The organism is Mycobacterium colombiense, from assembly GCF_001953985.1.
Lineage (GTDB): Bacteria > Actinomycetota > Actinomycetes > Mycobacteriales > Mycobacteriaceae > Mycobacterium > Mycobacterium colombiense_B.
Genome location: NZ_MBEI01000051.1, coordinates 280,357 through 301,526, shown reverse-complemented (window position 1 = coordinate 301,526; position 21,170 = coordinate 280,357). Strand labels below are relative to the sequence as shown.

The window sequence follows — 21,170 nt, the reverse complement described above, 5'->3', positions numbered from 1 at the left end:
GCTACCAGCGTGCAGTCGAAGGTGACCCGCCAACGTGGTGAGTGGGAGTCCCAGCCGCAATACCTCTGACCTCCGTCGGCGGGCATGACATGCGCTATGCCTCTATGGTGGACGTGATTCCCACGGCGGGACGAGGGCAACCAGCGAATTGAGGAGCCGATGAGTGACAACTCCGACAGGCGGCAGCGCCCCCTGATCGGGTACATCACCCATGAGATCGCGCCCCCGATCAGCCGCGCGCCGATCGGCCGGGAGTGGATGTCGGAGATACGGCAAGGTTGGCCGCACCGGTGTCTGCCGATGCTGATCGCCAACCAGAGCGGCTGGGAGGTGCGCAATCGCAGCGCGTTCACCGCAACGTGGATGGGCGGCAACGACCGCACGAACCTGATGATCGCCCCCGACACCCGCGAAAGCGGCCAGTTCCTGCCCTCCAGCCACTTCGGCTACGGCATCTTGACCTGGCATCTGCCGATTCTGTTTCGCACCCCGCCGGGCTACAACCTGCTGGCCCGCGGGCCGGCCAACTATCCGAAGGACGCCATCTCCCCGCTGGAAGGCATCGTCGAAACCGATTGGTCCAGCTCGAGTTTCAGCATGAACTGGAAGTTCACCCGCGAGTTCATGCCGGTGCGATTCGAGGTAGGCGAGCCGATCTGCATGATCGTGCCGCAGCGCCGGGCCGAGCTGGAGGAGTTCGTCCCCGAGCTTCGGCCCATCGAATCCGACGAAGAATTGCACCGCAAGCACGAGCACTTCCTCGGTTCACGCGGCGCACTGGGCCGCGAGCAGGAAGCCGCGGGCGGCGCCGGGAACGAGAAGGTGCCGTGGCAAGGCGATTACACGCGGGGCCGGCACAGCGACGGCGAGCCCGGCGCGGAGGACCACCAGACCCGCCGTCATCTCCGGTCGTTCGTCCAACACGAGCACGCGGACTAGAACGAAATCACCACGCGGGCACGGTAGTTGCCGCGGCCATGTTCGTGATCCCGTCCGGCGCCTGCGCCGAAGCGCCGGCCCACGCGATGTAGCCGTCGGGGCGTACCAGCACGGCCGGCCCGTGGTCGGCGCGCTCGGCCTGCAGCATCCCGGGTGCCTCGATTGGGGCGGCGCCGTATTCGCGGATGAAGACGAAGCCACCACCGCGCTGCAGGTGCGTCAACCTTTCGTCGACCAGGGGAATCGTGGCGGCGCGGGTGCCGACCAGTCCGCGCCGGCCGTACCGCAACGCCGTGCCCGCGAAACTGCCGGCCACGAAGTCCTGTACCGCGGGTATCCGAAGCAGGTTGGGAGCCAACAGATTACGCAGCCAGATCGCCGGCCGCCGGTGCAGCGTCGCGCCCCGGGCGACCATCCCGGACTGCAACAGCACCCGCTTGCCGATCGGGTGGCGTTCGTCCTGGTAGGTGTCCAGCAGGGCGTCGTCGGCGCCGCCGAGCACCGCGTCGAGCTTCCAGGCCAGGTTCGCGGCATCCTGGATGCCGGTGTTCATGCCCTGGCCGCCCATCGGCGAGTGCACGTGCGCGGCGTCGCCGGACAGGAACACCCGTCCGTGCCGGTACCGCGCGACTTGCCTTTCGTCGCAATGGAATCGCGACTTCCAGCCGATCTCGATGACGCCGAAGTCGGTTCCCATGGCGCGGGCCAGGACCTCGATGATCTCGGCGTCCTCGACGGGCGCGCTGTCGGGCAGCTGGTGGTCGCGGTCCCAGACCAGGGCCCGATACCACGAGCCGTCCTCGTCGTGGCGGTTGTACGGGGCCAAGAACCCCAACACGTCGCCGGTGGTGCCCACCACCAGTCCGCCGCGCGCCGGGCCGTGGGCCAGCTTGACGTCGGCCAGCATCAGCGAGGTCAGCACCGTCTTGCCGGGGAAGTCGACGCCCAGCAGCGTGCGGACGGTGCTGTGTGCGCCGTCGGCGCCGATCACGTACCGCGCCCGCCACGTCTGCCGGTGTGCGGGATCGCCGTCGTCCTTGGGGCGGGCGGTGACGGTGACGCCCGCGGCGTCCTGCTCGAGCGCGACCACCTCGACGCCGCGCCGGATGTCGGCCCCCTCGGCCACCGCGTAGCGGCGCAGTGCCGCGTCAACGTTGGTCTGCGGGGTGACCAGGACGAACGGGTAGGCCGAGTCGATGCGAGTCAGGTCGATGCGGGCCTTGGCGAACAGCGTCACGTCAGGTCCGCGCTGCCCGACTGCGAGCAGTTCGTCGGCCGCGTCGCGCGCGTCGAGGACCTCCAGCGTCCGGGGCATGACGGCGAACGCGCGGCTGGTCGGGTTTTCGGCGGGCCAGCGCTCCAGCACCGTCACCGACCGTCCGGCGCGGGCCAGGTCACCCGCGGCGGTCAGGCCGGTGGGGCCGGCTCCCACCACGAGGACGTCGACCTCGCGAACAGTATTTGTACTCATCGGACCGCTCCTTCCGGTTGCGGGTACCAGCGACGGATGTCGCCGGGGGTGGATTGCGCTGCCTGGTTGAAGACGAAGCGGCAGCCGGTCTGGGTGGTGTGCGCGAGGTTGATGATCGACTCGAACAGCAGGGTGTTGCCGGCGACCAGGCGAATCCCGGCGCCGATCAGCACGGCGTCGTAGTGCTTGGCGCGCAGCCACTCGCCGGCCTTCTCGGCGCCGGCGGTGCCGAAGTCGATCAGGCAGTTGTCGACCCGGTAGCCGGCGGCGCGCAGACCCGCGACGTTGTCGTCGTTGGCGGCCCGCAGCGCCTCCCTCGACAGGCCCCCGAACTGGGCGAACTCCGGCGACGAGTAGTCGATGACGTCGGGATCGAGCCCGATCTGGATGACGGTCACGGTCATGTCCGAGCCTCCTCGACCAACCGATTCAACAATTGTTGAAATCAAAGTAAGTCCAGTTGCTAGCGATGTCAACAGTTGTTGAACTAGAATTTCGGCATGCCCGGTAAAACTCGCGACGGCAAAGTCACCCGCGCGACAATCCTCAGTGCGGCGCGGACCCTGTTCTCCACCCACGGCTTCGAGCGGACCACCATCCGGTCGATCGCGGCCGAGGCCGGCGTCGATCCCGCGCTCGTCATGCACTACTTCGGCAACAAAGCCGACCTGTTCGCCGCGGTCTCGCGGCTCGAAATCGCCTTTCCGGACCTCACCGGCGTCGCCCCGGAACGCATCGCCGACATACTGGTGCCGTTCCTCATCCGGGTGTGGGATCCGGCCGGGTCGTTCCTGCCGCTGCTGCGCGCGGCCGCCACCAACCGGACGGCCGCCGACGCGCTGCTGGAGGTGTTCGTCGAGAAGGTGGCGCCGGCCCTGGGCACCGTCACCCCCGACCGCGCCGCCGAGCGGACCGCGATGGTGGGATCGCAGGTATTGGGAATCGCCATGGCGCGCAACATTGTTGGTGTGCCCGCGCTGGCCGCGATGGACAACGCGACGCTGACCGAATGGCTGCGCCCGGTGCTCGCCCACTACCTCACCGGGGCGGCGCCGTGATTGCAGGCCGCGGCGAAGTGCGGGACCGCGAAAACCGCGCCTAGAGTGAAGCCATGCCGCTAGAGGGGGAGTACGAGCCGTCGCCTTGGGACTGGTCTCGCGAGCAAGCTGACAAATACGCCGAGTCGGGGGGAACCGAGGCCGCCGACATGAAGGGCAAGCCGATCATTCTGCTGACCACGGTCGGCGCGAAGACCGGCAAACTGCGCAAGACGCCGCTGATGCGGGTCGAGCATGACGGCCAGTACGCGGTCGTGGCCTCACTGGGCGGGGCGCCGAAGAACCCGGTCTGGTACCACAACATCAAGAAGAACCCCCGCGTCGAGCTGCAGGACGGCTCGGTGACCCGCGATTACGACGCCCGGGAGGTCTTCGACGATGAGAAGGCCACCTGGTGGGAGCGTGCCGTCGAGGCGTGGCCCGAGTACGCCGAGTATCAGACCAAGACCGACCGCCAGATCCCGGTGTTCGTGCTGACCCCGGTCGGCTGAATTCCGGAGTTCTGTCGTGGCACCATTAATCAGTGTCCGCCGAATTGAGCCAGAGCCCGAGCTTCTCGCGGTTATCCGCGGCTGATATCGACAGCGCGGCCAAGCGGATCGCCGCGGTGGTCACGCCGACCCCGCTGCAGTTCAGCGACCGGTTGTCGGCGCTCACGGGCGCGCAGGTCTACCTCAAGCGCGAGGACCTGCAGATCGTGCGCTCCTACAAGCTGCGCGGCGCCTACAACCTGTTGGTCCAGCTGTCCGAGGCGGAGCTGGCCGCGGGCGTGGTGTGCTCCTCGGCGGGCAACCACGCGCAGGGCTTCGCCTACGCGTGCCGGATGTTGCAGGTGCACGGCCGCGTCTATGTGCCGGCCAAGACACCCATGCAGAAGCGCGACCGGATCCTTTACCACGGCGGCGACTTCATCGACCTGATCGTGGGCGGCACCACCTACGACCTCGCCGCCGAGGCGGCGCTGGCGGACGTGCAAAGCACCGGTGCCACCCTGGTGCCGCCCTATGACGATCTGCGCACCATGGCGGGCCAGGGCACCATCGGCGTCGAGCTGCTCGATCAGCTCGACAACGAGCCGGATCTGGTGGTCGTCCCGGTAGGCGGCGGCGGTTGCATCGCCGGCATCACCACCTATCTCGCCGAGCGCACCGACAACACCTCGGTGTTGGGCGTCGAGCCGGCCGGCGCCGCGGCGATGATGGCCGCGCTGTCCGCCGGCGAGCCGGTGACGCTGGACCACGTCGACCAGTTCGTCGACGGCGCCGCTGTGCGCCGGGCGGGCGACCTGACCTATGCCGCGCTGGCGGCCGCCGGCGACATGGTGTCGATCACCGCGGTCGACGAGGGAGCGGTGTGCACCTCGATGCTCGGCCTCTATCAGAACGAGGGCATCATCGCCGAGCCGGCGGGCGCGCTGTCCGTCACCGGATTGCTGGACGCCGACATCGAGCCCGGATCCACTGTGGTGTGCCTGATTTCGGGTGGCAACAACGACGTGTCGCGCTACGGCGAAGTGCTCGAGCGCTCGCTGGTCCACCTCGGCCTCAAGCATTACTTCCTGGTGGACTTTCCGCAGGAGCCCGGTGCGCTGCGCCGCTTCCTCGACACGGTGCTCGGGCCGAACGACGACATCACCCTGTTCGAGTACGTCAAACGCAACAACCGGGAGACCGGCGAGGCGCTGGTCGGCATCCAGCTGGGCTCCTCGGCCGACCTGGACGGTCTGCTGGCCCGGATTCGTGCGACGGAGTTGCACGTCGAGAGCCTGAAACCGGGCTCGCCGGCCTACCGGTACCTGCTGCTCTAGCGGCGGGGCCGCCAGACATGCGCCCGCCTTATGGACCAGGTAACGCCGGTTTCGGCCTGGTCAGCGCCGGCTTTGTGGCCTGTCTTCTACTGCTGGCGTGGGCGGCGATATGGATTGCTCGGCGCGGGCGCCTGTTACTCGGGCTTTGGGAGAGGGCGTCCAACTCCGCCGTGATCGGCGCAGGGCTGACCTGGGCACGCGATCGGGTCGGCACCAGGGATCCGGCGCTGACCCGGCGATTGCCCTCGAGCAAGGCAGCGGCGGTCGCGATGCTTTTCGGGCTGGTCGTGGTCGTGGCGCTGGCGGTCGGCTTTACCGAAGTGCTCGATGACGTGCTCGAGGGCGATGGCATTGCCGGATTCGACCAACCGACGACCCGGTGGCTTGCGGCCCACCGTGATCTGTGGCTGACCACCGTCCTGCGCCTGGTCACCGACGTGGGCAGTCCGCTCTTTCTGGCCGCGGTTGCCTTGCCAATCTCCGTGGTCGCCGGCTGGAGGTGCGGGTCGTGGCGGCCCGTGGTGCTTGCGCTGGCCGCGGGCGTTGGGATTCCCCTCGTGCTGTTTACCGCCAAAGCCCTAGTGGGTCGGACTCGCCCCGCGCTGCCTTTCGCCCTGGTCGACGCGGACGGGTATTCGTTTCCCTCGGGCCATGCAACCGGCACCGCCGCGAGCATGGTGGTTTCCGCGTGGATGCTGACCCGCTGGCTGGTCCCCTGGTGGACCGGGCGTGTGATGGTATGGGCGATCGCGGCCGGCGTGACGTTCGTGGTCGGGTTCTCCCGCGTCTATCTGGGAGTTCATTACGTCAGCGACGTGCTGTCCGGTTGGTTGCTGGGTTTGGCCTGGGCCGGCACCGTCATGCTTGTCGGATCCTGGTGGGACAACACCCGACGCGTCCGCGGCTCAGCGTCGGTACTCCCGTAAGTACGTCGGCACCGTCGTGCCGGGGGTCAGGTCGCCGGCCGGCACCGGCGTTGCGGCCGTCAGGCTCAGCGGCACCACGCCCGCCCAGTGCGGCAGCGCAAGGTCCTGCGGATCGTCGGCCGGGGGTCCGCTGCGCACCTTCGCCGACACCTCGACGAGGTCGAGCGCGAGCACCCCGGTCGCGGCGAGCTCGCGCGCATCGGGCGCCCTGCAGTCCGCGGCGCGCCCCGGCGCGATGTGGTCGAGCAGGCAGCTCAGCGCCCGCGACTTCTCCGCCGGATCGTCGACGACGCGCGCGTCACCCACCGCGACCACCGAGCGAAAGTTCACCGAGTGGTGCATCGCCGACCGGGCCAGCACCAGCCCGTCGACGAGCGTGACGGTGACGCAGACCGGCAGGCCCGATCCCGACGCCTGGGCCGCCCTGGCCGCCAGCAACGGGCCGCCGCCCGTCGAACCGTGCAGGTAGAGCGTTTCACCGAGCCGGGCATGCGTAGTGGGCAAGACCACCGTCCGACCTGCGCTCGAGTAGCCCAGGTGGCAGATCAGCGCCTCGTCGAGGATGTCGTGAACGGCGCGGCGCTCGTAGCGGGCGCGCTCCCGGTAGCGGGTCGGGGTGGTGCGTGCCGTCGGCTGGTATGCGGTGTCCACCAGATTGCCCTCTACTTTGTCCTAGTACATAATATATTGCGTGCCAGTACAAAGAAGCATAACCGGAACCGGGGCGGAATCCATAGCCGCCAGCATCGAAGCGGCGATCTCGGCCGGATCCCTGGCGCCCGGCGACGCGCTCCCGCCGGTGCGCGAGCTGGCCGCCCAGCTCGGCGTGAACGCCAACACCGCCGCCGCGGCCTACCGCCTGCTGCGCCATCGCGGGGCCGTCGAGACCGCCGGCCGGCGCGGCACCCGCGTGCGCCATCGCCCGGCGACCACCCCGCGCTCGCTGCTCGGCCTCGACGTGCCCGCGGGCGTGCGCGACCTGTCGACCGGCAACCCGCATCCGGACCTGTTGCCCATCGCCGGCGCCTCGCTGGCCGGCCCGGGCGCCGGCCGGCCCGTGCTCTACGGCGAGCCGGCCCTGTCGCCGCCGCTGGACGAATTCGCCCGCAACACGCTGGCCGCGGACGGGATCCCCGCCGATCACCTGGCCGTGACCAGCGGCGCGCTGGACGGCATCGAACGCGCGCTCACCGCGCATCTGCGCCCCGGCGATCGCGTTGCCGTCGAGGATCCGGGCTGGGCCAACCTCCTCGATCTCCTTGCCGCACTGGGGCTTTCGGCCGAGCCGGTGCGGGTCGACGACGACGGGCCGCTGGCCGACGACCTGGCCCGGGCGCTGGGGAGTGGGGTGCGTGCGCTGGTGCTCACCAACCGCGCCCAAAACCCCACGGGCGCAGCGCTTTCGGCGGAACGCGCCGAGTCGCTGCGTGCGTTGGTTGCGCGGCGGGGCGAGGAGCTGTTGCTGGTCGAAGACGACCACTGCGCGGGCATTTCCGGGGCACCGCTGCACACCCTCGCCGGCTGCACCGCGCACTGGGCGTTCGTCCGCTCGGCGTCCAAGGCATACGGCCCCGACCTGCGGGTGGCCGCCCTCGCCGGCGACCACCGCACGATCGAGCGCGTGCACGGCCGGTTGCGGCTCGGGCCCGGTTGGGTGAGCCACTTCCTGCAGCGGCTCGCCGTCGACCTGTGGACCGACCGGGCGGCCGGGCAACTGGTCGCGACGGCCGAGCGGCACTACGCCGCCAGCCGCCAACGGCTCTGCGACGCCCTGACCGAACGCGGTCTACCGGCTCACGGCCGCTCGGGGCTCAACGTGTGGGTACCGGTTCCCGACGAGGCGGTCGCGGTATCGCGGCTCCTCGGCGCCGGCTGGGCGACGGCGCCGGGCAGCCGGTTCCGGATGAACACGCCGGCGGGCATCCGCATCACGATCTCCGACCTGACTCCCGATGAGATCGAGCCACTCGCCGACGGGGTCGCCCGGGCGGTGCATCCGGCCGGGCGAGCCATCGTGTAGCCGCAGCTCAAGCGCCCTCGTCGTCATCGGTGGCGCCGGGCCCGGGGCCCCTCCACAACAGCTCGACGCTGGGATATGGCGGCATGTCGTGACGCACGGTGCGCCGGCCCGACGCCGGGTGGTTGGCGCGGCGGCTCGGCTTGCGCAGACAGATCCGTCGGTGACGGAATTCAGATTGACTCATGGCGGCATCATCGGGGGTGAGCCCGCCGTGCCGCCATTCAGTTATCCACAGCCCACTCAGGCGGACAGGATGGCGAACGAATGGCCTTGTAGCACAGTGCCGTCGGCGTCGACGGCCGGCTCGTCCCACGCCAGCACCACTTCGCCGTTGACCGGGACCCTCACCTGCTCGGCGCCCAGGTTGCACACGATGCGCAACCGGCCGCGAGACACGCTGATCCAGCGTTCGTCCTCGTCGTAGTCGACCGCGAGGTGTTCCAGCCAGGGATCGGCCATGTCGGGGTGGTTGCGCCGCAACGCGATCAGGTCGCGGTACAGGCGGAGCAGCCGGGCGTGCTCGCCGGTGCCGACCTCGGCCCAGGCCAATTTGGAGCGCCCGAACGTCTGGGGATCCTGCGGGTCGGGAATCTCGTCGGCGTCCCAACCGTGCTCGGCGAACTCGGCCTTGCGTCCTTCGGCCGTGGCGCGGGCCAGCTCCGGTTCGGGGTGCGAGCTGAAGAACTGGAACGGGGTCGAGGCCCCGTACTCCTCACCCATGAAAAGCATGGTGGTGTAAGGGGATCCGAGCGCGAGCGCGGCCTTGATGGCCAGCTGGCCGACGGTCAGGTTCTGCGACGGGCGATCTCCCAGGGCGCGATTGCCGACCTGATCGTGCGTGCAGGTGTAGGCGACCAGCCGGGTGGCCGGGATGCCCGACTTCTCGCTGGTGTCCAGCGGCCGCCCATGGCGGCGGCGCCGGAACGACGAATAGGTGGCGGCGTGGAAGAAGCCGTGGCGCAACGTCTGCGCCAGAGTGGCCAGGCTGCCGAAGTCACCGTAGTAGCCCTGGCGCTCGCCGGAAACCGCGGTGTGGATGGCATGATGAATGTCGTCGGCCCATTGCCCCGTCAGGCCGTAGCCGCCCCGATCGCGCGGGGTGATCAACCGCGGGTCGTTCATGTCGCTCTCGGCGATCAGCGACAGCGGACGCCCCAATTGCTGTGCCAGCCAGTCCGTTTCGGTGGCGAGCTCCTCGAGGATATGGATCGCGGTGGTGTCCACCAGCGCGTGCACCGCGTCCAGCCGCAGGCCGTCGGCGTGAAAATCGCGCATCCAGCGCAGCGCGCAGCCGATGATGTAGCGGCGCACCTCGTCGGAATCGGCGTCGGCGATGTTGATGCCCTCGCCCCACGGGTTGCTCGCCGACGACAGGTATGGCCCGTACCGCGGCAGGTAGTTGCCCGACGGGCCGAGGTGGTTGAAGACCGCGTCGATCAGCACCCCCAAACCCTTGGCGTGGCAGGCGTCGACGAAGCGCACCAGCCCGTCGGGGCCGCCGTAGGGTTCGTGCACGCTGTACCACAGCACGCCGTCGTACCCCCAACCATGAGTGCCGGCAAAGGAATTCACCGGCATCAGCTCGACGAAGTCCACCCCGAGATCGACCAGGTAGTCCAGCTTCTCGATGGCCGCGTCGAACGTGCCGGCCTCGGTGAAGGCGCCCAGGTGCAGCTCGTAGATCACCGCACCCTCGACCGCGCGGCCGGCCCACCCGGTGTCCGTCCACGTGGCGGCGGCCGGATCCCACAACTGCGAGCGGGCGTGCACCCCGTCGGGCTGGCGGGCCGATCGCGGGTCGGGCAGCACGGTGGGGTCATCGTCGAGCAGGTAGCCGTAGCGGGCGTCCGGCGCCGTGTCCACGGTCGCATGCCACCAGCCGTCATTCGAGCGCGTCATGGCGTGCGCCTGGCCGTCGACGTCGAGCCGGACCCGCGCGGGTTTGGGCGCCCAGACCCGGAATTCAGTCATGGTGGCGCTCCAGCAGAACGACCGGCAGATCGGCGAACAACTGGGCGGCCGACGTCGGGCCGTCCGCGATCGCCCCGGTGAGGGCGTCCTTCCAGGTTCCGTCCGGGAGCGGCAGAACCGTGTTACCCCAGCCCGTTTCGGTCAGCCGCACGGTCCAGCGGGTCACCGCCACCACGATGTCCTCGCCCCGGCCGAAGGCCAGCACATGATCGGCGGCGTCGCCGTCGGCCAGCAGCGGGACGTAGTCGCCGTGCAGGAAGGTGTCCGGATGGTCACGGCGCACCCGAAGTGCAGTGGTGACGACCCGGATTTTCGGATGCTCCAACGCCCGCAGGGCGGCGCGCCTCGCGGCGTAGTCGACGGCCCGGCGGTTGTCCGGGTCGACCAGACTGTCGTCCCACAGCTCGGTGCCCTGATACACGTCCGGGATCCCGGGCACGGTCAGCGCCAGCATCTTCTGGGCCAGCGCGTCGCTGGCGGCGTGCGGATTGAGTTGGGCGACAAGCTCGGTCAGCTGGCCGGCCACCGGGCCGTCGAGCACGGTGTCCAGCCACCGGTGCACCGCACCCTCGAACTCGGCGTCCGGGTCGCTCCACGAGGTGTGCCAGGCCGCCTCCCGGATGGCCTTCTCGGTGTAGCCGTGCAGCCGCTCGCGCAGCGCGTCGGTGACCTCGCCGTTGACGGGCCACACGCCGAAGATGTTCTGCCACAGGAACTGTCCGGTCGCCGGATCGGGGGAGGGCGCGGCGATCTCCCAGCGCGCGAGGAATTCGGTCCACAGCGACGGCACCTGGGACAGCACCGAGATGCGGGCCCGTACGTCCTCGCCGCGCTTGGTGTCGTGGGTGGTCAGCGTCGTCATGGTCTGCGGCCACAACCGGGCCCGGGTGGCGGCGCTGTGATGGAATTCGGCCGCGCCGACACCGAAGCGGTGCGGCTCGCCGCCGACCTCGTTCAGCGAAACCAGCCGGGCGTCACGGTAGAACAAGCAGTCCTCGACGGCCTTAGCGGTGACGGCGCCGCACAGCTGCTGCAGCCGGGTGGCCGGCTCACCGCCACGGGCCAACGCCGTGGCCAGCACCTGCAGTGCGGGCCCCAACTCCGGTGCGGCCGCCTCGGTTTCGGCCAGCGCGGTGGGCAGCAGCGCGACCAGGCCGGGGTAGTCGCTGCGGTACACCCCGATGTGGGTGAGCAGCGCGGCCACCGCCTCGGGCAGCTGCGGGTGGTCGGCGCCGGCGGCGGCCACGATGCTGCGGCGCAGTCGGCGCAGCTCACTGGCCAACGTGTCGGTGGCCGCGTGGATCTTGAGGTCCACCAGCATGTCCGGCATCGCCTGGTAGTCCACGCCGGCCGACTCCACCAGCGCGGTCAGCGCCGGGGCGCCCTTCGGATCCACCAGGACGCCGCCGGTTTCGCGCAACACGTCGTAACCGGTGGTGCCGCCGATGGGCAGGGTGGGCTCGAGGGCCTCGTCGACGGCCAGGATCTTCTCGATCACGATCCAGGGCTCCGGGCCGGTCAGCTCGCGCAGCCGCGCCAGGTATCCGCACGGGTCGGACAGGCCGTCGGGGTGGTCGATGCGAATGCCGTCGACCAGCCCCTCGGTGAACCACCGCCCGACTTCGGCGTGCGTGGCATCGAAGACGGCGCGGTCCTCCTGACGCAACCCCGCGAGCGAGGTGATCGAGAAAAAGCGGCGGTAGCCGCACACGCCGTTGCGCCAGCCCACCAGCCGGTAGTGCTGGCGCTCGTGCACCTCGGGTCCGGTGCCCCGCGCGGTGCCTGGCGCGATCGGTAACGCCAGATCGCCCAGCCGCAACAGGTCACCGTCGACGGTGAGGCCGGCGGCGTCGTCGTCGGAGCCCAGCACGGGCAACACGATGCGGCCGTCGTCGTCGAGGTCCCAATCGATGTCGAAAAACGTTGCGTAGGGCGAAGAGCGGCCGTTCCGCAGGACGTCCCACCACCAGGGGTTCTGCCGGGGCTGGTCGATGCCCACATGGTTGGGCACGATGTCCACGATCAAGCCCATGCCGCGCTCCCGCGCCGCCGCCGACAGTCGCGCCAGGCCCTCTCGGCCGCCGATCTCGGGTGACACCGTCGTGGGGTCGGTGACGTCGTAGCCGTGGCTCGATCCCGCGGTCGCGGTCATGATCGGAGACAAATACAGGTGCGACACCCCGAGGTCGTTCAGGTAGTCGAGCAGGTTTTCCGCGTCGGCAAAGGTGAACGCGAACCCGCTGGATTCACCACGCAGCTGCAGCCGGTAGGTGGAGATGACGGGTAAAGCCATGCGTCACTGCGTCTTACGCAGTACCAGCAATGAACGCGAGGGCAGCGACACCTTCTCCTCTGCGGTCACCGCCTGGTCGGCTCCCTCTTTGCGGCCCGTCGGTTCGTTGGTGTCCAGTTCCACGGTCCACTCTTTCGCATAGTCGGTGTTCGGCGTCACGAAGTCCACCGGATCTTCACCGGCGTTGAAACACAACAGGAATGAGTCGTCGACGACCCGTTCACCGCGTGCGTTGGGTGCGGTGATGGCCTCGCCGTTGAGGAACACCGCCACACACTTGTGAATGCTCTCGCCCCAGTCCTCGTGCGTCATTTCGCGGCTACTGGGATTCAGCCAGGCGATGTCGCGCACCTCGTCGCCGGTCCGGATCGGCTCGCCCTCGAAGAACCGGCGCCGCCGGAACACCGGATGCCGCTTGCGCAGCGTGCTCACCCGGCGGGCGAACGCCAGCAGGTCGGCATTCTTGTCGACCAAAGACCAGTCCATCCAAGACAATTCGGAGTCCTGGCAGTACACGTTGTTGTTGCCGTTCTGCGTACGCCCGAACTCGTCGCCGTGGGCGATCATCGGCGTGCCCTGGCTGAGCATCAGCGTCGCCCAGAAGTTGCGCATCTGCCGGTAGCGCAGCTCGTTGATGTCGGGGTCGTCGGTGGGGCCCTCGACGCCACAGTTCCACGACCGGTTGTGGCTCTCCCCGTCCCGGTTGTCCTCCCCGTTGGCCATGTTGTGTTTTTCGTTGTAGGACACCAGGTCGTTGAGCGTGAATCCGTCGTGCGCGGTGACGAAGTTGATGCTGGCGCTGGGACGACGACCGGTCGCCTCGTACAGGTCTGACGACCCGGTCAGCCGGGAAGCGAACTCGCCCAGGGTTGCGGGCTCGCCCCGCCAGTAATCGCGCACAGTATCGCGATACTTCCCGTTCCACTCGGTCCACAAACCCGGGAAATTTCCGACTTGGTAGCCGCCTTCGCCGACGTCCCACGGCTCGGCGATCAGTTTGACCTGGCTGACGATCGGATCCTGCTGCACCAGATCGAAGAACGCGCTCAATCGGTCGACGTCGTGCAGTTCGCGGGCCAGCGTGGCGGCCAGGTCGAAGCGGAACCCGTCCACGTGCATCTCGGTCACCCAGTAGCGCAGCGAGTCCATGATGAGCTGCAGCACGTGGGGATGACGCGGGTTCAGGCTGTTGCCGGTGCCGGTGTAGTCCTTATACAACCGCAAGTCGGTGTCGACGAGCCGGTAGTAGGCGGCGTTGTCGATGCCGCGGAAATTGATGGTCGGCCCGAGGTGGTTGCCCTCGGCGGTGTGGTTGTAGACCACGTCGAGGATCACCTCGATGCCGGCCTCGTGGAAGCTGCGCACCATGGATTTGAACTCGGGGACACTGGACTTGCGGTTGGCCGCGTACTCGTTGTTCGGCGCGAAGAACCCGAAAGTGTTGTAGCCCCAGTAATTTCGCAAGCCCAGGTCCAGCAGTCGCGAGTCGTGCATGAACTGGTGCACCGGCATCAGCTCGATGGCCGTGACCCGCAGAGACTTGAGGTGGTCGATGATCGCCGGGTGGGCCAGGCCGGCATACGTGCCGCGAAGCTCCTCGGGGATGCTGGGATGGGTCTGCGTCATGCCCTTGACATGGGCTTCGTAGATGACGGTCTCGTGGTAGGGGGTCAGCGGAGCCCGGTCAGATCCCCAGTCGAAGAACGGGTTGCTCACCGCACTGGTCATCGTGTGGCCCAGCGAATCGACCATGGGGGGAGTCCCCGGGTCGGCGCCGTCGGCGTTGGGCCCGTCCGGGTCGACCGCCTTCATGTCGTAGGAGAACAGGGCCTGGCCGAACGTGAAGTCGCCGTGGAAAGCCTTGCCGTACGGGTCGAGCAGCAGCTTGCTGGGGTCGCAGCGGTGACCGGCCGCCGGATCCCATGGCCCGTAGACCCGAAATCCGTAGCGCTGCCCCGGGGTGATGTTCGGCAGATAGGCGTGCCAGACGAATCCGTCCACCTCGTCCAGCGGAATCCGCGACTCGCTGCCCTGGTCGTCGATCAGGCACAACTCGACCTTCTCGGCGATTTCGGAGAACAACGAGAAGTTGGTCCCCGCGCCGTCGTAGGAGGCGCCGAGCGGATACGGGTTTCCCGGCCAGACGGTGGCGAGCTTGGGTTGGTGGTTACCGCCTGCTTCTGAAGCGGGACTGTTGGTTGACACCTATCGACCTTATCCGCGCGCGGTTGCGCTCACTCGGCTAAGTGGCCAGGAGTAAGGCGGCTCACCACCAGCCGGTGGCCTCGGCGATCTGGCGGCCCAATTCGGCTGTCATCGTCCGCACGTAGGTGGGAGTCAAATGGTGGGCGCCGTGGTAAATCAGGATGTTTCCCTCGACCGGACGGCACACGTCGGTGCGGCAGATCGCGTCCGACATGTCGAGCACCTTGAGCTGCGGGAACTGTCCGACGAAGTCGAGCGTCTGATTGCGGTCCGAGAGCAGGTCGGAACGCTTGATCGCGCATGACTGCGCGGTGCCACCCCGTTTGGCCAGGCAGTCCGCCGGGTCGAACGGTTGTCCGTTCTTCACCAGCCACGGGGTGTCGCGCATGCCGAGAATCGGAATGTTGTTGTCGGACAACGTCTGCCAGATCCCGATATAGGTGGCGGGCATGACGTCGCCGCTCTTGATGTTCCACGGCCGGGTGGTGGTGGTGAAGACGTAATCGGGCCGGTCGGTGACCAGTTTGGTCATCGTGCGTTGCACCCACTCGCGGCACTGCGGGTAGGGGGCGTTGTTGCCCATGATCAGCGGGACCTGCTCGGTGGACAGCGGGCAGCCCATCTTCAGATAGGTCACGACCTTGAAGTGGCGCGTCTTGCCCAGGATGTCCAGCGCGGGCAGCCAGTGCTCGGCGTGTGACCCACCCGCCAGCGCGATGGTCCGGCCGGCGGCCACATCGCCGTAGGTGCAGGTGACCACCGCGGGGTTGACGAAGTCGCTAATGCAGCCGTCCCGGGTGGTGGCGGGCAGGTCCTGTTTGACCTCCAAGACGGAGGGCCGCATCGGCAGCGCGGGCACCCGCACGCGTTCGGTCAGCGCACGCGCGCCGGGATAGTCCTGCGGGTTGAGGACGCTGAGCTCCTTGCCGGCCGACCGCAACACCGTGACGTGCTGGCGCCAGGTGAATGAGGTCGCCGTCAGCGTCACGCCCAGCAGCACGACGGCCGATCCGAGCGCCATCGTCGGCCGGGCCAGGCGCGTCGGCCACGGCCTCCTCGGGGCCGGCGCCGCCGCAGCCTTCGAGGATGCGCGGTAGCGCAGCGGGTCCTCGACGAGCCGGTTGGTCAGATAAGCCAACGCGCCGGACACCAGCAGCAGCACCGCGCCTTCGACGAAGCCGGCGTGCTTGTGACCGCTGTAGGACAGCCAGAAGATCAGCAGCGGCCAGTGCCAGAGGTATAGCGCGTACGCCATGGCGCCCAGCTCCACCAGGGGGCGCGTGGCCAGGATCCGGTTGGGCAGCGGCAACCGGCCGCCCTGCAGGTTGGCCCCGACGAGGATCAGCAGCATGGCGGCGCCGACAGGCACCAGCGCCCACGGGCCGGGGAACTCCTGCACGCCGTCGATCAGCGCCCCGCAGGACAGCACCGCGCCGAGCGCGACGGTGGCCACCACCGTCCGCACCCACCTAGGCCAGCGGACCCGGGTCACCAGCGCGCCGACGAGCGCGCCCAGCAACAACTCCCAGCCCCGCGCGAAGGTGTTGTAGTAGGCGGCCGACTGGTCCTGCTGGTGCGCGATGATCGCGTAGACGAACGAGGCCACGGTCAACGCGGTCAGCACGACCAGGAACAAGGTCCGCAGCCGGGCGCCCAGCGGTCGCCGGAACAGGTAGGCCAGGCCGGCGATCAACACCAGGAAGCTGACGTAGAACTGGCCCTGCACCGACATCGACCAGATGTGCTGCAGCGGGCTGACGGCTTCGCCGGCCCGCAGGTAGTCCGACGCGGTGTTGGCCAGTTCCCAGTTCTGGTAGTAGCCGAGGCTGGCAAGGCTTTGGTCGGCGTACGTCTCCCAGCGCGTCTCCGGTTGAACCAGGATGGTCAGCACCGCGCAACCGGCCAGCACCACGACGAGGGCCGGAACCAGGCGTCGGATGAGCCGGACCACCTCGGACGCCGGCGAGAGCGTCACGGCCGGGTTCAACGCCGCGCGAATGACCTTGCCACCGAAGAAGAATCCGGACAGCGCCAGGAAGACGTCCACGCCGCCGGAGACGCGGCCGAACCAGATATGGAAGACGGCGACCAACGCGATCGCGATGCCGCGCAGGCCGTCGAGGTCGTAGCGATAGAACCCCTGCGACCCCGCTTTACGCACCCCCGTGGCCCCCGGATCGGCGGTGGCGTCCGGCGCAGGAGAGGGTGACAGGGTCTGCATGATCGACAGTTAATTTACCGAAAACCCGCCACCCACTCCCGACCGCTCGCGGCGGCGAGGCTGCTCAGCGGGTCGCTGAGCGCCCGCGCTTGGCGGCGGGGGAGCAAGTGGCGGGCGTCGGACGGCCGGGGATCGACCGGGGAGACTACCTGCCGATGCCGGCGCCGGTCGGCTGTAACGGCGACTGCTGGGTCGGCAGTTGCTGGACGGGCGCTTGCTGGAACGGCGACTGCTGCAGCGGGGCCTGCTGCGTCGGAACCTGCTGCAACGGCGCCTGCTGAGCGGGCAGCTGCTGCGGCGTCTGCTGGTACGGCGACTGCTGCAGCGGGGTCTGCTGGGTGGGCAGCTGTTGCGGGGTCTGCTGGGTAGGCAGCTGCTGGGGCGCCTGCTGCAACGGCGCCTGCTGCGCCGGCGCCTGCTGCAACGGGGCCCCCAGAACCCGGACCATGTAGGGCGTCATGCCGTTGGTACGTACCGGCGAGACCTGCACGACGTCGCCGACCTCGAGCATCTGGTTGTTGCCCAGGTACATCGCGACGCTCTGGGTGCCCTCGGGACCGTAGAAGATCAGGTCACCCTTGCGGGCCTGCTGCGGGACGATCTTCTGGCCGACGCGGTATATCGCGCCCGATGACCGCGGCAGCTTGATGCCGGCGCCGGCGTACGCGTACTGCATCAGCCCGGAGGCGTCGAAACCGACGGTGTTGATGCCGGTGCCGGTGCCGCGGGTGGGGCCGTTGATGCCGCCACCGGCCCAGGAGAACGGCACACCGCGCTGCGACAGACCGCGGGCGATCACCACGTCGGTGGCCTGCTGGTAGTCCATCGACCTGGCGCCCGGGTCGGCGGTCGCGATGGTGGGAACCACCATCGGCGCCCCGAGCAGGGCCAAACCGATCGCGAAGGCGTAGATGCGTTTCATTGTTCCTGGCCTCTCAGGCGCTCAATGGGCCTCGGCGCGGTGACCTCGCGCGTCCGCCCCCGGTTCATGGACCAAGCGAAGGCCCCCACGCTGGGGCCGGACGCCGTCCATGGCACTTGCGAAGTGAATCAGCTGTCAGGACGCTCTATTCACATCAGTCACACAAGCAACTTTGACAACAGATGGGGTTAGCCGCCAGGTCCACGCGGGATTTTTTGTCGTACCGTGACCGGACGGTGACTGGCGCGCCGAATCTCGTATGCGCAGTTGTGATTTCGGTCTCAGTCGGTGACGAAATCGCACGTCTGCCGGGCGCCGGCGGCGGGGCGATCAGAGCCAGTAGCGTTCGCTGAACATGGTCAGCAGCGATCCGGCCACCGAGCTGACCATGACCAGCGCCAGCGCCAGAACCGGCCAGAAGGACATGTACCAGCCCTTCAGGATCGACACGACCGGCCCGATAACGGCCGCGGTCATGGCCGCACCGATACCGCCCCACACCACCGGGTGGATGTACAGGTCCAGCCCGTAGGGCACCGGCCCGCAGGTTTCGTCCTCGCAGACGTTCGCCAGGAAGCCGAAAAGCCGCGTCGGCCAGGTCGTCGCAGTGGCCAGCACCGCGAGCAGGACCAGCAGCACGACGGTGCAGACGACGTCCCACGGCGCCAGCCGCACCCGGATCACCCGGGCAGCCTCGTCGTCGTAGTCCGCCAGCGGGTAGTGCGTGTCCCTGGACCAGCCGGGTCCCGGCGCGGGCCCGGCCTCGGGTCCCGGCGCTGCGCTGTCGGACTGCTGCGGCGTGGCCATGATCTCCCATGCTTCCCGACGTCCCGGTTTTCCGCGAATCGGCTGCTTTACCCTCGATCACTATGCCCGCGGCCAAGGCCGGGCTGACGCCCGAGCAGATCAGCGCGATCGACGCCGCGCACCTGTGGCATCCCTACAGCACCATCGGTGCCGAATCCGTCGCCCCCGTGGTGGCCGTCGGCGCCCGCGGCGCCTGGCTGACCCTGATCCGCGACGGCACGCCGGTCGAGGCGCTCGACGCCATGAGCTCTTGGTGGACCGCGATCCACGGGCACGGCCATCCGGCGCTGGATGCGGCGCTGACGGCCCAGCTCGGCGCGATGAACCACGTCATGTTCGGCGGGCTGACCCACGAACCGGCCGCGCGGCTGGCCCAGCTGCTGGTGGACATCACCCCGGCCGGGCTGGACACGGTGTTCTTCAGCGACTCCGGGTCGGTGTCGGTGGAGGTGGCGGTGAAGATGGCGCTGCAGTACTGGCGCAGCCGCGACCGGCCCGGCAAGCACCGGCTGATGACCTGGCGCGGCGGCTACCACGGCGACACCTTCACGCCGATGAGCGTCTGCGACCCCGACGGCGGCATGCACTCGCTGTGGACCGACATCCTGGCCCGGCAGGTGTTCGCACCGCAGGTGCCCCGCGCCTACGACCCCGCCTACAGCGCCACGTTCGAGGAACAGCTGGCCCGGCACGCGGCCGAGCTGGCCGCCGTCATCGTCGAACCCGTCGTACAGGGCGCCGGCGGCATGCGCTTTCACGACCCGCAATACCTGCGCGACCTGCGCGACATCTGCCGGCGGCACGACGTGCTGCTGATCTTCGACGAGATCGCCACCGGCTTCGGCCGCACCGGCGAGCTCTTCGCCGCCGATCACGCCGGCGTGAGCCCGGACATCATGTGCGTCGGCAAGGCGCTGACCGGGGGATATCTCACCCTGGCCGCGACCCTGTGCACCACCGATATCGCCCACACCATCAGCACGGGTGAGGCCGGAGCGTTGATGCACGGCCCCACGTTCATGGCCAACGCCTTGGCCTGCGCGGTGTCGGTGGCCAGCGTCGAGGCGCTGCTCGGGCAGGACTGGCGGGCGCGGGTCGGCGAGATCGGCGCCGGCCTGGCGACCGGCCTGGAGCCGGCGCGGGCGCTGCCCGGCGTGCGCGACGTGCGGGTCTGCGGCGCCATCGGCGTCATCGAATGCGAGCGCCCGGTCGACCTGGCCGTCGCCACCCCGGCGGCGCTGGACAACGGCGTCTGGCTGCGCCCGTTTCGCAACCTGGTCTACGCGATGCCGCCCTACATTTGCACGCCCGACGAGATCGCCCAGATCACCTCGGCGATGGTGCAGGTCGCCAAGCGAACCGGCTCTCGTAGGCTCTAGGGCGATGAAGGCACCGATCGAGGTTTCCCCGCTGGACTGGCTGGAAGCGGTGGAACGGCAGCGCCGCGAGGCCGGACTGCGCCGCTCACTGCGGCCGCGTCCCGCCGTCGCCACCGAGCTGGACCTGGCCTCCAACGACTACCTCGGGCTCTCCCAACACCCCGACGTGATCGACGGCGGCGTCGCCGCGCTGCGCATGTGGGGCGCCGGGTCGACCGGGTCCCGCCTGGTCACCGGCGACACCGAGCTGCACCAGCAGTTCGAGTCCGAGCTGGCCGACTACGTCGGCGCCGCCTCCGGACTGCTGTTCTCGTCGGGCTACGCGGCCAACCTGGGCGCGGTCGTCGGCCTGTCGGGCCGGGGTTCGCTGCTGGTGTCCGACGAGTACTCGCACGCCTCGCTGGTGGACGCCTGCCGGCTGTCGCGGGCGCGGGTGGCGGTGACGCCGCATCGCGACGTCGGTGCCGTGGAGGCGGCGCTGCAGGCCCGCGACGAGCAGCGTGCGGTCGTCATCACCGAGTCGGTGTTTTCCACCGACGGTGCGCTGGCCCCGCTGCGGGAACTGCACGAGGTGTGCCGCCGGCATCGCGCCCTGCTCATCGTCGACGAGGCGCACGGCCTGGGCGTGCGCGGCGGCGGCCGCGGGCTGCTGCATGAGGCCGGGCTGGCCGGTGCTCCCGACGTGGTCATGACCACCACGCTGTCCAAGGCGCTGGGCAGCCAGGGCGGCGCGGTGCTCGGGCCGACGTCGGTGCGTGCCCATCTGATCGACGCGGCGCGCACGTTCATCTTCGACACCGGCCTGGCCCCGGCGGCCGTGGGCGCCGCGCGGGCCGCGCTGACCGTGCTGCGGTCCGAGCCGTGGCGGGCGGACGCGGTGTTGCGCCACGCCGCCTTCCTGGCCGAGGTCTGCGGCGTGCCCGAGACGCCGCAGTCGGCGGTGGTGTCGGTGATCCTGGGCGACCCGGACGTGGCGGTGGCCGCCGCGACCGCCTGCCTGGACGCCGGCGTGCGGGTGGGATGCTTCCGGCCCCCGACCGTGCCCGCCGGGACGTCGCGGCTGCGGCTGACCGCGCGCGCCTCGCTGGACGACGCCGAGCTGGAGGTCGCGCGCCGGGTGCTCACCGATGTGCTCGCCAAGCTGGGTTGAG

At 69.2% G+C, this 21,170-nt stretch carries 18 protein-coding genes; 8 read left to right on the top strand and 10 right to left on the bottom strand.

The features are described from left to right. Positions 1–159: 159 nt before the first annotated feature. Positions 160–939, top strand: a complete 780-nt coding sequence (locus A5732_RS14215) for a DUF6065 family protein (protein WP_076102526.1) — start codon at positions 160–162, stop codon at positions 937–939. Between the two features lie 7 nt (positions 940–946). Here the strand turns inward: A5732_RS14215 and A5732_RS14210 are convergent, their stop codons facing one another. After that, positions 947–2,410: an FAD-dependent oxidoreductase gene (locus A5732_RS14210; RefSeq protein ID WP_076102525.1), complete on the bottom strand. Its 1,464-nt coding sequence runs from the start codon at positions 2,408–2,410 to the stop codon at positions 947–949. Continuing rightward, a complete protein-coding gene (locus A5732_RS14205) occupies positions 2,407–2,814 on the bottom strand; it encodes a hypothetical protein (protein ID WP_076102524.1) in 408 nt (135 codons plus the stop codon). Before A5732_RS14205 ends, A5732_RS14210 begins: the two co-directional genes overlap by 4 nt. Positions 2,815–2,910: 96 nt before the next feature. On the opposite strand from A5732_RS14205, the gene A5732_RS14200 reads away from it, so the two are divergent. Genes A5732_RS14200 through A5732_RS14185 form a run of 4 tightly spaced genes read left to right on the top strand, consistent with a single transcriptional unit; the run spans position 2,911 to position 6,201 of the window. Further along, on the top strand, positions 2,911–3,468 hold the full coding sequence (locus tag A5732_RS14200) for a TetR/AcrR family transcriptional regulator (protein ID WP_076102523.1): 558 nt from the start codon (positions 2,911–2,913) through the stop codon (positions 3,466–3,468). 53 nt (positions 3,469–3,521) lie between these two features. Further along, positions 3,522–3,959: a nitroreductase family deazaflavin-dependent oxidoreductase gene (locus A5732_RS14195; RefSeq protein ID WP_076055234.1), complete on the top strand. Its 438-nt coding sequence runs from the start codon at positions 3,522–3,524 to the stop codon at positions 3,957–3,959. Between the two features lie 32 nt (positions 3,960–3,991). Continuing rightward, positions 3,992–5,275 carry a threonine ammonia-lyase gene (gene ilvA, locus A5732_RS14190; RefSeq protein WP_076055232.1) on the top strand — a complete coding sequence of 428 codons (1,284 nt, stop codon included), beginning with the start codon at positions 3,992–3,994 and terminating at the stop codon, positions 5,273–5,275. Between the two features lie 17 nt (positions 5,276–5,292). Beyond that, complete coding sequence (locus A5732_RS14185) at positions 5,293–6,201, top strand: phosphatase PAP2 family protein (protein ID WP_076102522.1); 909 nt, start codon at positions 5,293–5,295, stop codon at positions 6,199–6,201. Here the strand turns inward: A5732_RS14185 and A5732_RS14180 are convergent. Next, a complete protein-coding gene (locus A5732_RS14180) occupies positions 6,181–6,852 on the bottom strand; it encodes a pyridoxamine 5'-phosphate oxidase family protein (protein WP_076055228.1) in 672 nt (223 codons plus the stop codon). The two genes, A5732_RS14185 and A5732_RS14180, sit on opposite strands and share 21 nt — an antisense overlap. Positions 6,853–6,892: 40 nt before the next feature. Between A5732_RS14180 and A5732_RS14175 the strand changes: the two genes are divergently transcribed. Beyond that, complete coding sequence (locus tag A5732_RS14175) at positions 6,893–8,221, top strand: aminotransferase class I/II-fold pyridoxal phosphate-dependent enzyme (RefSeq protein WP_076102521.1); 1,329 nt, start codon at positions 6,893–6,895, stop codon at positions 8,219–8,221. 7 nt (positions 8,222–8,228) lie between these two features. On the opposite strand, the gene A5732_RS27340 is transcribed toward A5732_RS14175, so the two are convergent. The 7 genes from A5732_RS27340 to A5732_RS14145 all read right to left on the bottom strand — a co-directional run bounded on the left by A5732_RS27340 (position 8,229) and on the right by A5732_RS14145 (position 18,640). Continuing rightward, complete coding sequence (locus A5732_RS27340; protein WP_171975019.1) at positions 8,229–8,405, bottom strand: hypothetical protein; 177 nt, start codon at positions 8,403–8,405, stop codon at positions 8,229–8,231. 56 nt (positions 8,406–8,461) lie between these two features. Then, entirely contained in the window at positions 8,462–10,192 is a 1,731-nt protein-coding gene (gene treZ / locus A5732_RS14170) for a malto-oligosyltrehalose trehalohydrolase (RefSeq protein ID WP_076055224.1), read from the bottom strand. Then, positions 10,185–12,485 carry a malto-oligosyltrehalose synthase gene (treY, locus tag A5732_RS14165; RefSeq protein WP_076102520.1) on the bottom strand — a complete coding sequence of 767 codons (2,301 nt, stop codon included), beginning with the start codon at positions 12,483–12,485 and terminating at the stop codon, positions 10,185–10,187. The genes treZ and treY overlap by 8 nt, the downstream gene beginning before the upstream one ends. Positions 12,486–12,488: 3 nt before the next feature. Further along, entirely contained in the window at positions 12,489–14,690 is a 2,202-nt protein-coding gene (gene glgX, locus A5732_RS14160) for a glycogen debranching protein GlgX (protein WP_076055220.1), read from the bottom strand. A gap of 61 nt (positions 14,691–14,751) precedes the next feature. Continuing rightward, positions 14,752–16,911, bottom strand: a complete 2,160-nt coding sequence (locus A5732_RS14155; protein WP_076102519.1) for an acyltransferase family protein — start codon at positions 16,909–16,911, stop codon at positions 14,752–14,754. Between the two features lie 145 nt (positions 16,912–17,056). Next, entirely contained in the window at positions 17,057–17,833 is a 777-nt protein-coding gene (gene ripD / locus A5732_RS14150; RefSeq protein WP_076102518.1) for an NlpC/P60 family peptidoglycan-binding protein RipD, read from the bottom strand. A gap of 330 nt (positions 17,834–18,163) precedes the next feature. Next, positions 18,164–18,640, bottom strand: a complete 477-nt coding sequence (locus tag A5732_RS14145) for a hypothetical protein (protein ID WP_076055214.1) — start codon at positions 18,638–18,640, stop codon at positions 18,164–18,166. A gap of 62 nt (positions 18,641–18,702) precedes the next feature. On the opposite strand from A5732_RS14145, the gene A5732_RS14140 reads away from it, so the two are divergent. Both A5732_RS14140 and A5732_RS14135 read left to right on the top strand, forming a co-directional pair. Beyond that, positions 18,703–20,019: an adenosylmethionine--8-amino-7-oxononanoate transaminase gene (locus tag A5732_RS14140; RefSeq protein ID WP_076102517.1), complete on the top strand. Its 1,317-nt coding sequence runs from the start codon at positions 18,703–18,705 to the stop codon at positions 20,017–20,019. Between the two features lie 4 nt (positions 20,020–20,023). After that, positions 20,024–21,169 carry an 8-amino-7-oxononanoate synthase gene (locus tag A5732_RS14135; RefSeq protein ID WP_076055210.1) on the top strand — a complete coding sequence of 382 codons (1,146 nt, stop codon included), beginning with the start codon at positions 20,024–20,026 and terminating at the stop codon, positions 21,167–21,169. Position 21,170 lies beyond the last annotated feature (1 nt).

What these genes read in the sequence shown, in the direction of transcription:
- treY (WP_076102520.1), bottom strand. Translation starts at nt 12,485, where the DNA reads ATGGCTTTACCCGTCATCTCCACCTACCGGCTGCAGCTGCGTGGTGAA.
- A5732_RS14185 (WP_076102522.1), top strand. Translation starts at nt 5,293, where the DNA reads ATGCGCCCGCCTTATGGACCAGGTAACGCCGGTTTCGGCCTGGTCAGC.
- A5732_RS14200 (WP_076102523.1), top strand. Translation starts at nt 2,911, where the DNA reads ATGCCCGGTAAAACTCGCGACGGCAAAGTCACCCGCGCGACAATCCTC.
- A5732_RS14140 (WP_076102517.1), top strand. Translation starts at nt 18,703, where the DNA reads ATGCCCGCGGCCAAGGCCGGGCTGACGCCCGAGCAGATCAGCGCGATC.
- A5732_RS14145 (WP_076055214.1), bottom strand. Translation starts at nt 18,640, where the DNA reads ATGGCCACGCCGCAGCAGTCCGACAGCGCAGCGCCGGGACCCGAGGCC.
- A5732_RS14135 (WP_076055210.1), top strand. Translation starts at nt 20,024, where the DNA reads ATGAAGGCACCGATCGAGGTTTCCCCGCTGGACTGGCTGGAAGCGGTG.
- A5732_RS14155 (WP_076102519.1), bottom strand. Translation starts at nt 16,911, where the DNA reads ATGCAGACCCTGTCACCCTCTCCTGCGCCGGACGCCACCGCCGATCCG.
- A5732_RS14210 (WP_076102525.1), bottom strand. Translation starts at nt 2,410, where the DNA reads ATGAGTACAAATACTGTTCGCGAGGTCGACGTCCTCGTGGTGGGAGCC.
- A5732_RS14205 (WP_076102524.1), bottom strand. Translation starts at nt 2,814, where the DNA reads ATGACCGTGACCGTCATCCAGATCGGGCTCGATCCCGACGTCATCGAC.
- A5732_RS14195 (WP_076055234.1), top strand. Translation starts at nt 3,522, where the DNA reads ATGCCGCTAGAGGGGGAGTACGAGCCGTCGCCTTGGGACTGGTCTCGC.
- ripD (WP_076102518.1), bottom strand. Translation starts at nt 17,833, where the DNA reads ATGAAACGCATCTACGCCTTCGCGATCGGTTTGGCCCTGCTCGGGGCG.
- A5732_RS14215 (WP_076102526.1), top strand. Translation starts at nt 160, where the DNA reads ATGAGTGACAACTCCGACAGGCGGCAGCGCCCCCTGATCGGGTACATC.
- A5732_RS27340 (WP_171975019.1), bottom strand. Translation starts at nt 8,405, where the DNA reads ATGAGTCAATCTGAATTCCGTCACCGACGGATCTGTCTGCGCAAGCCG.
- treZ (WP_076055224.1), bottom strand. Translation starts at nt 10,192, where the DNA reads ATGACTGAATTCCGGGTCTGGGCGCCCAAACCCGCGCGGGTCCGGCTC.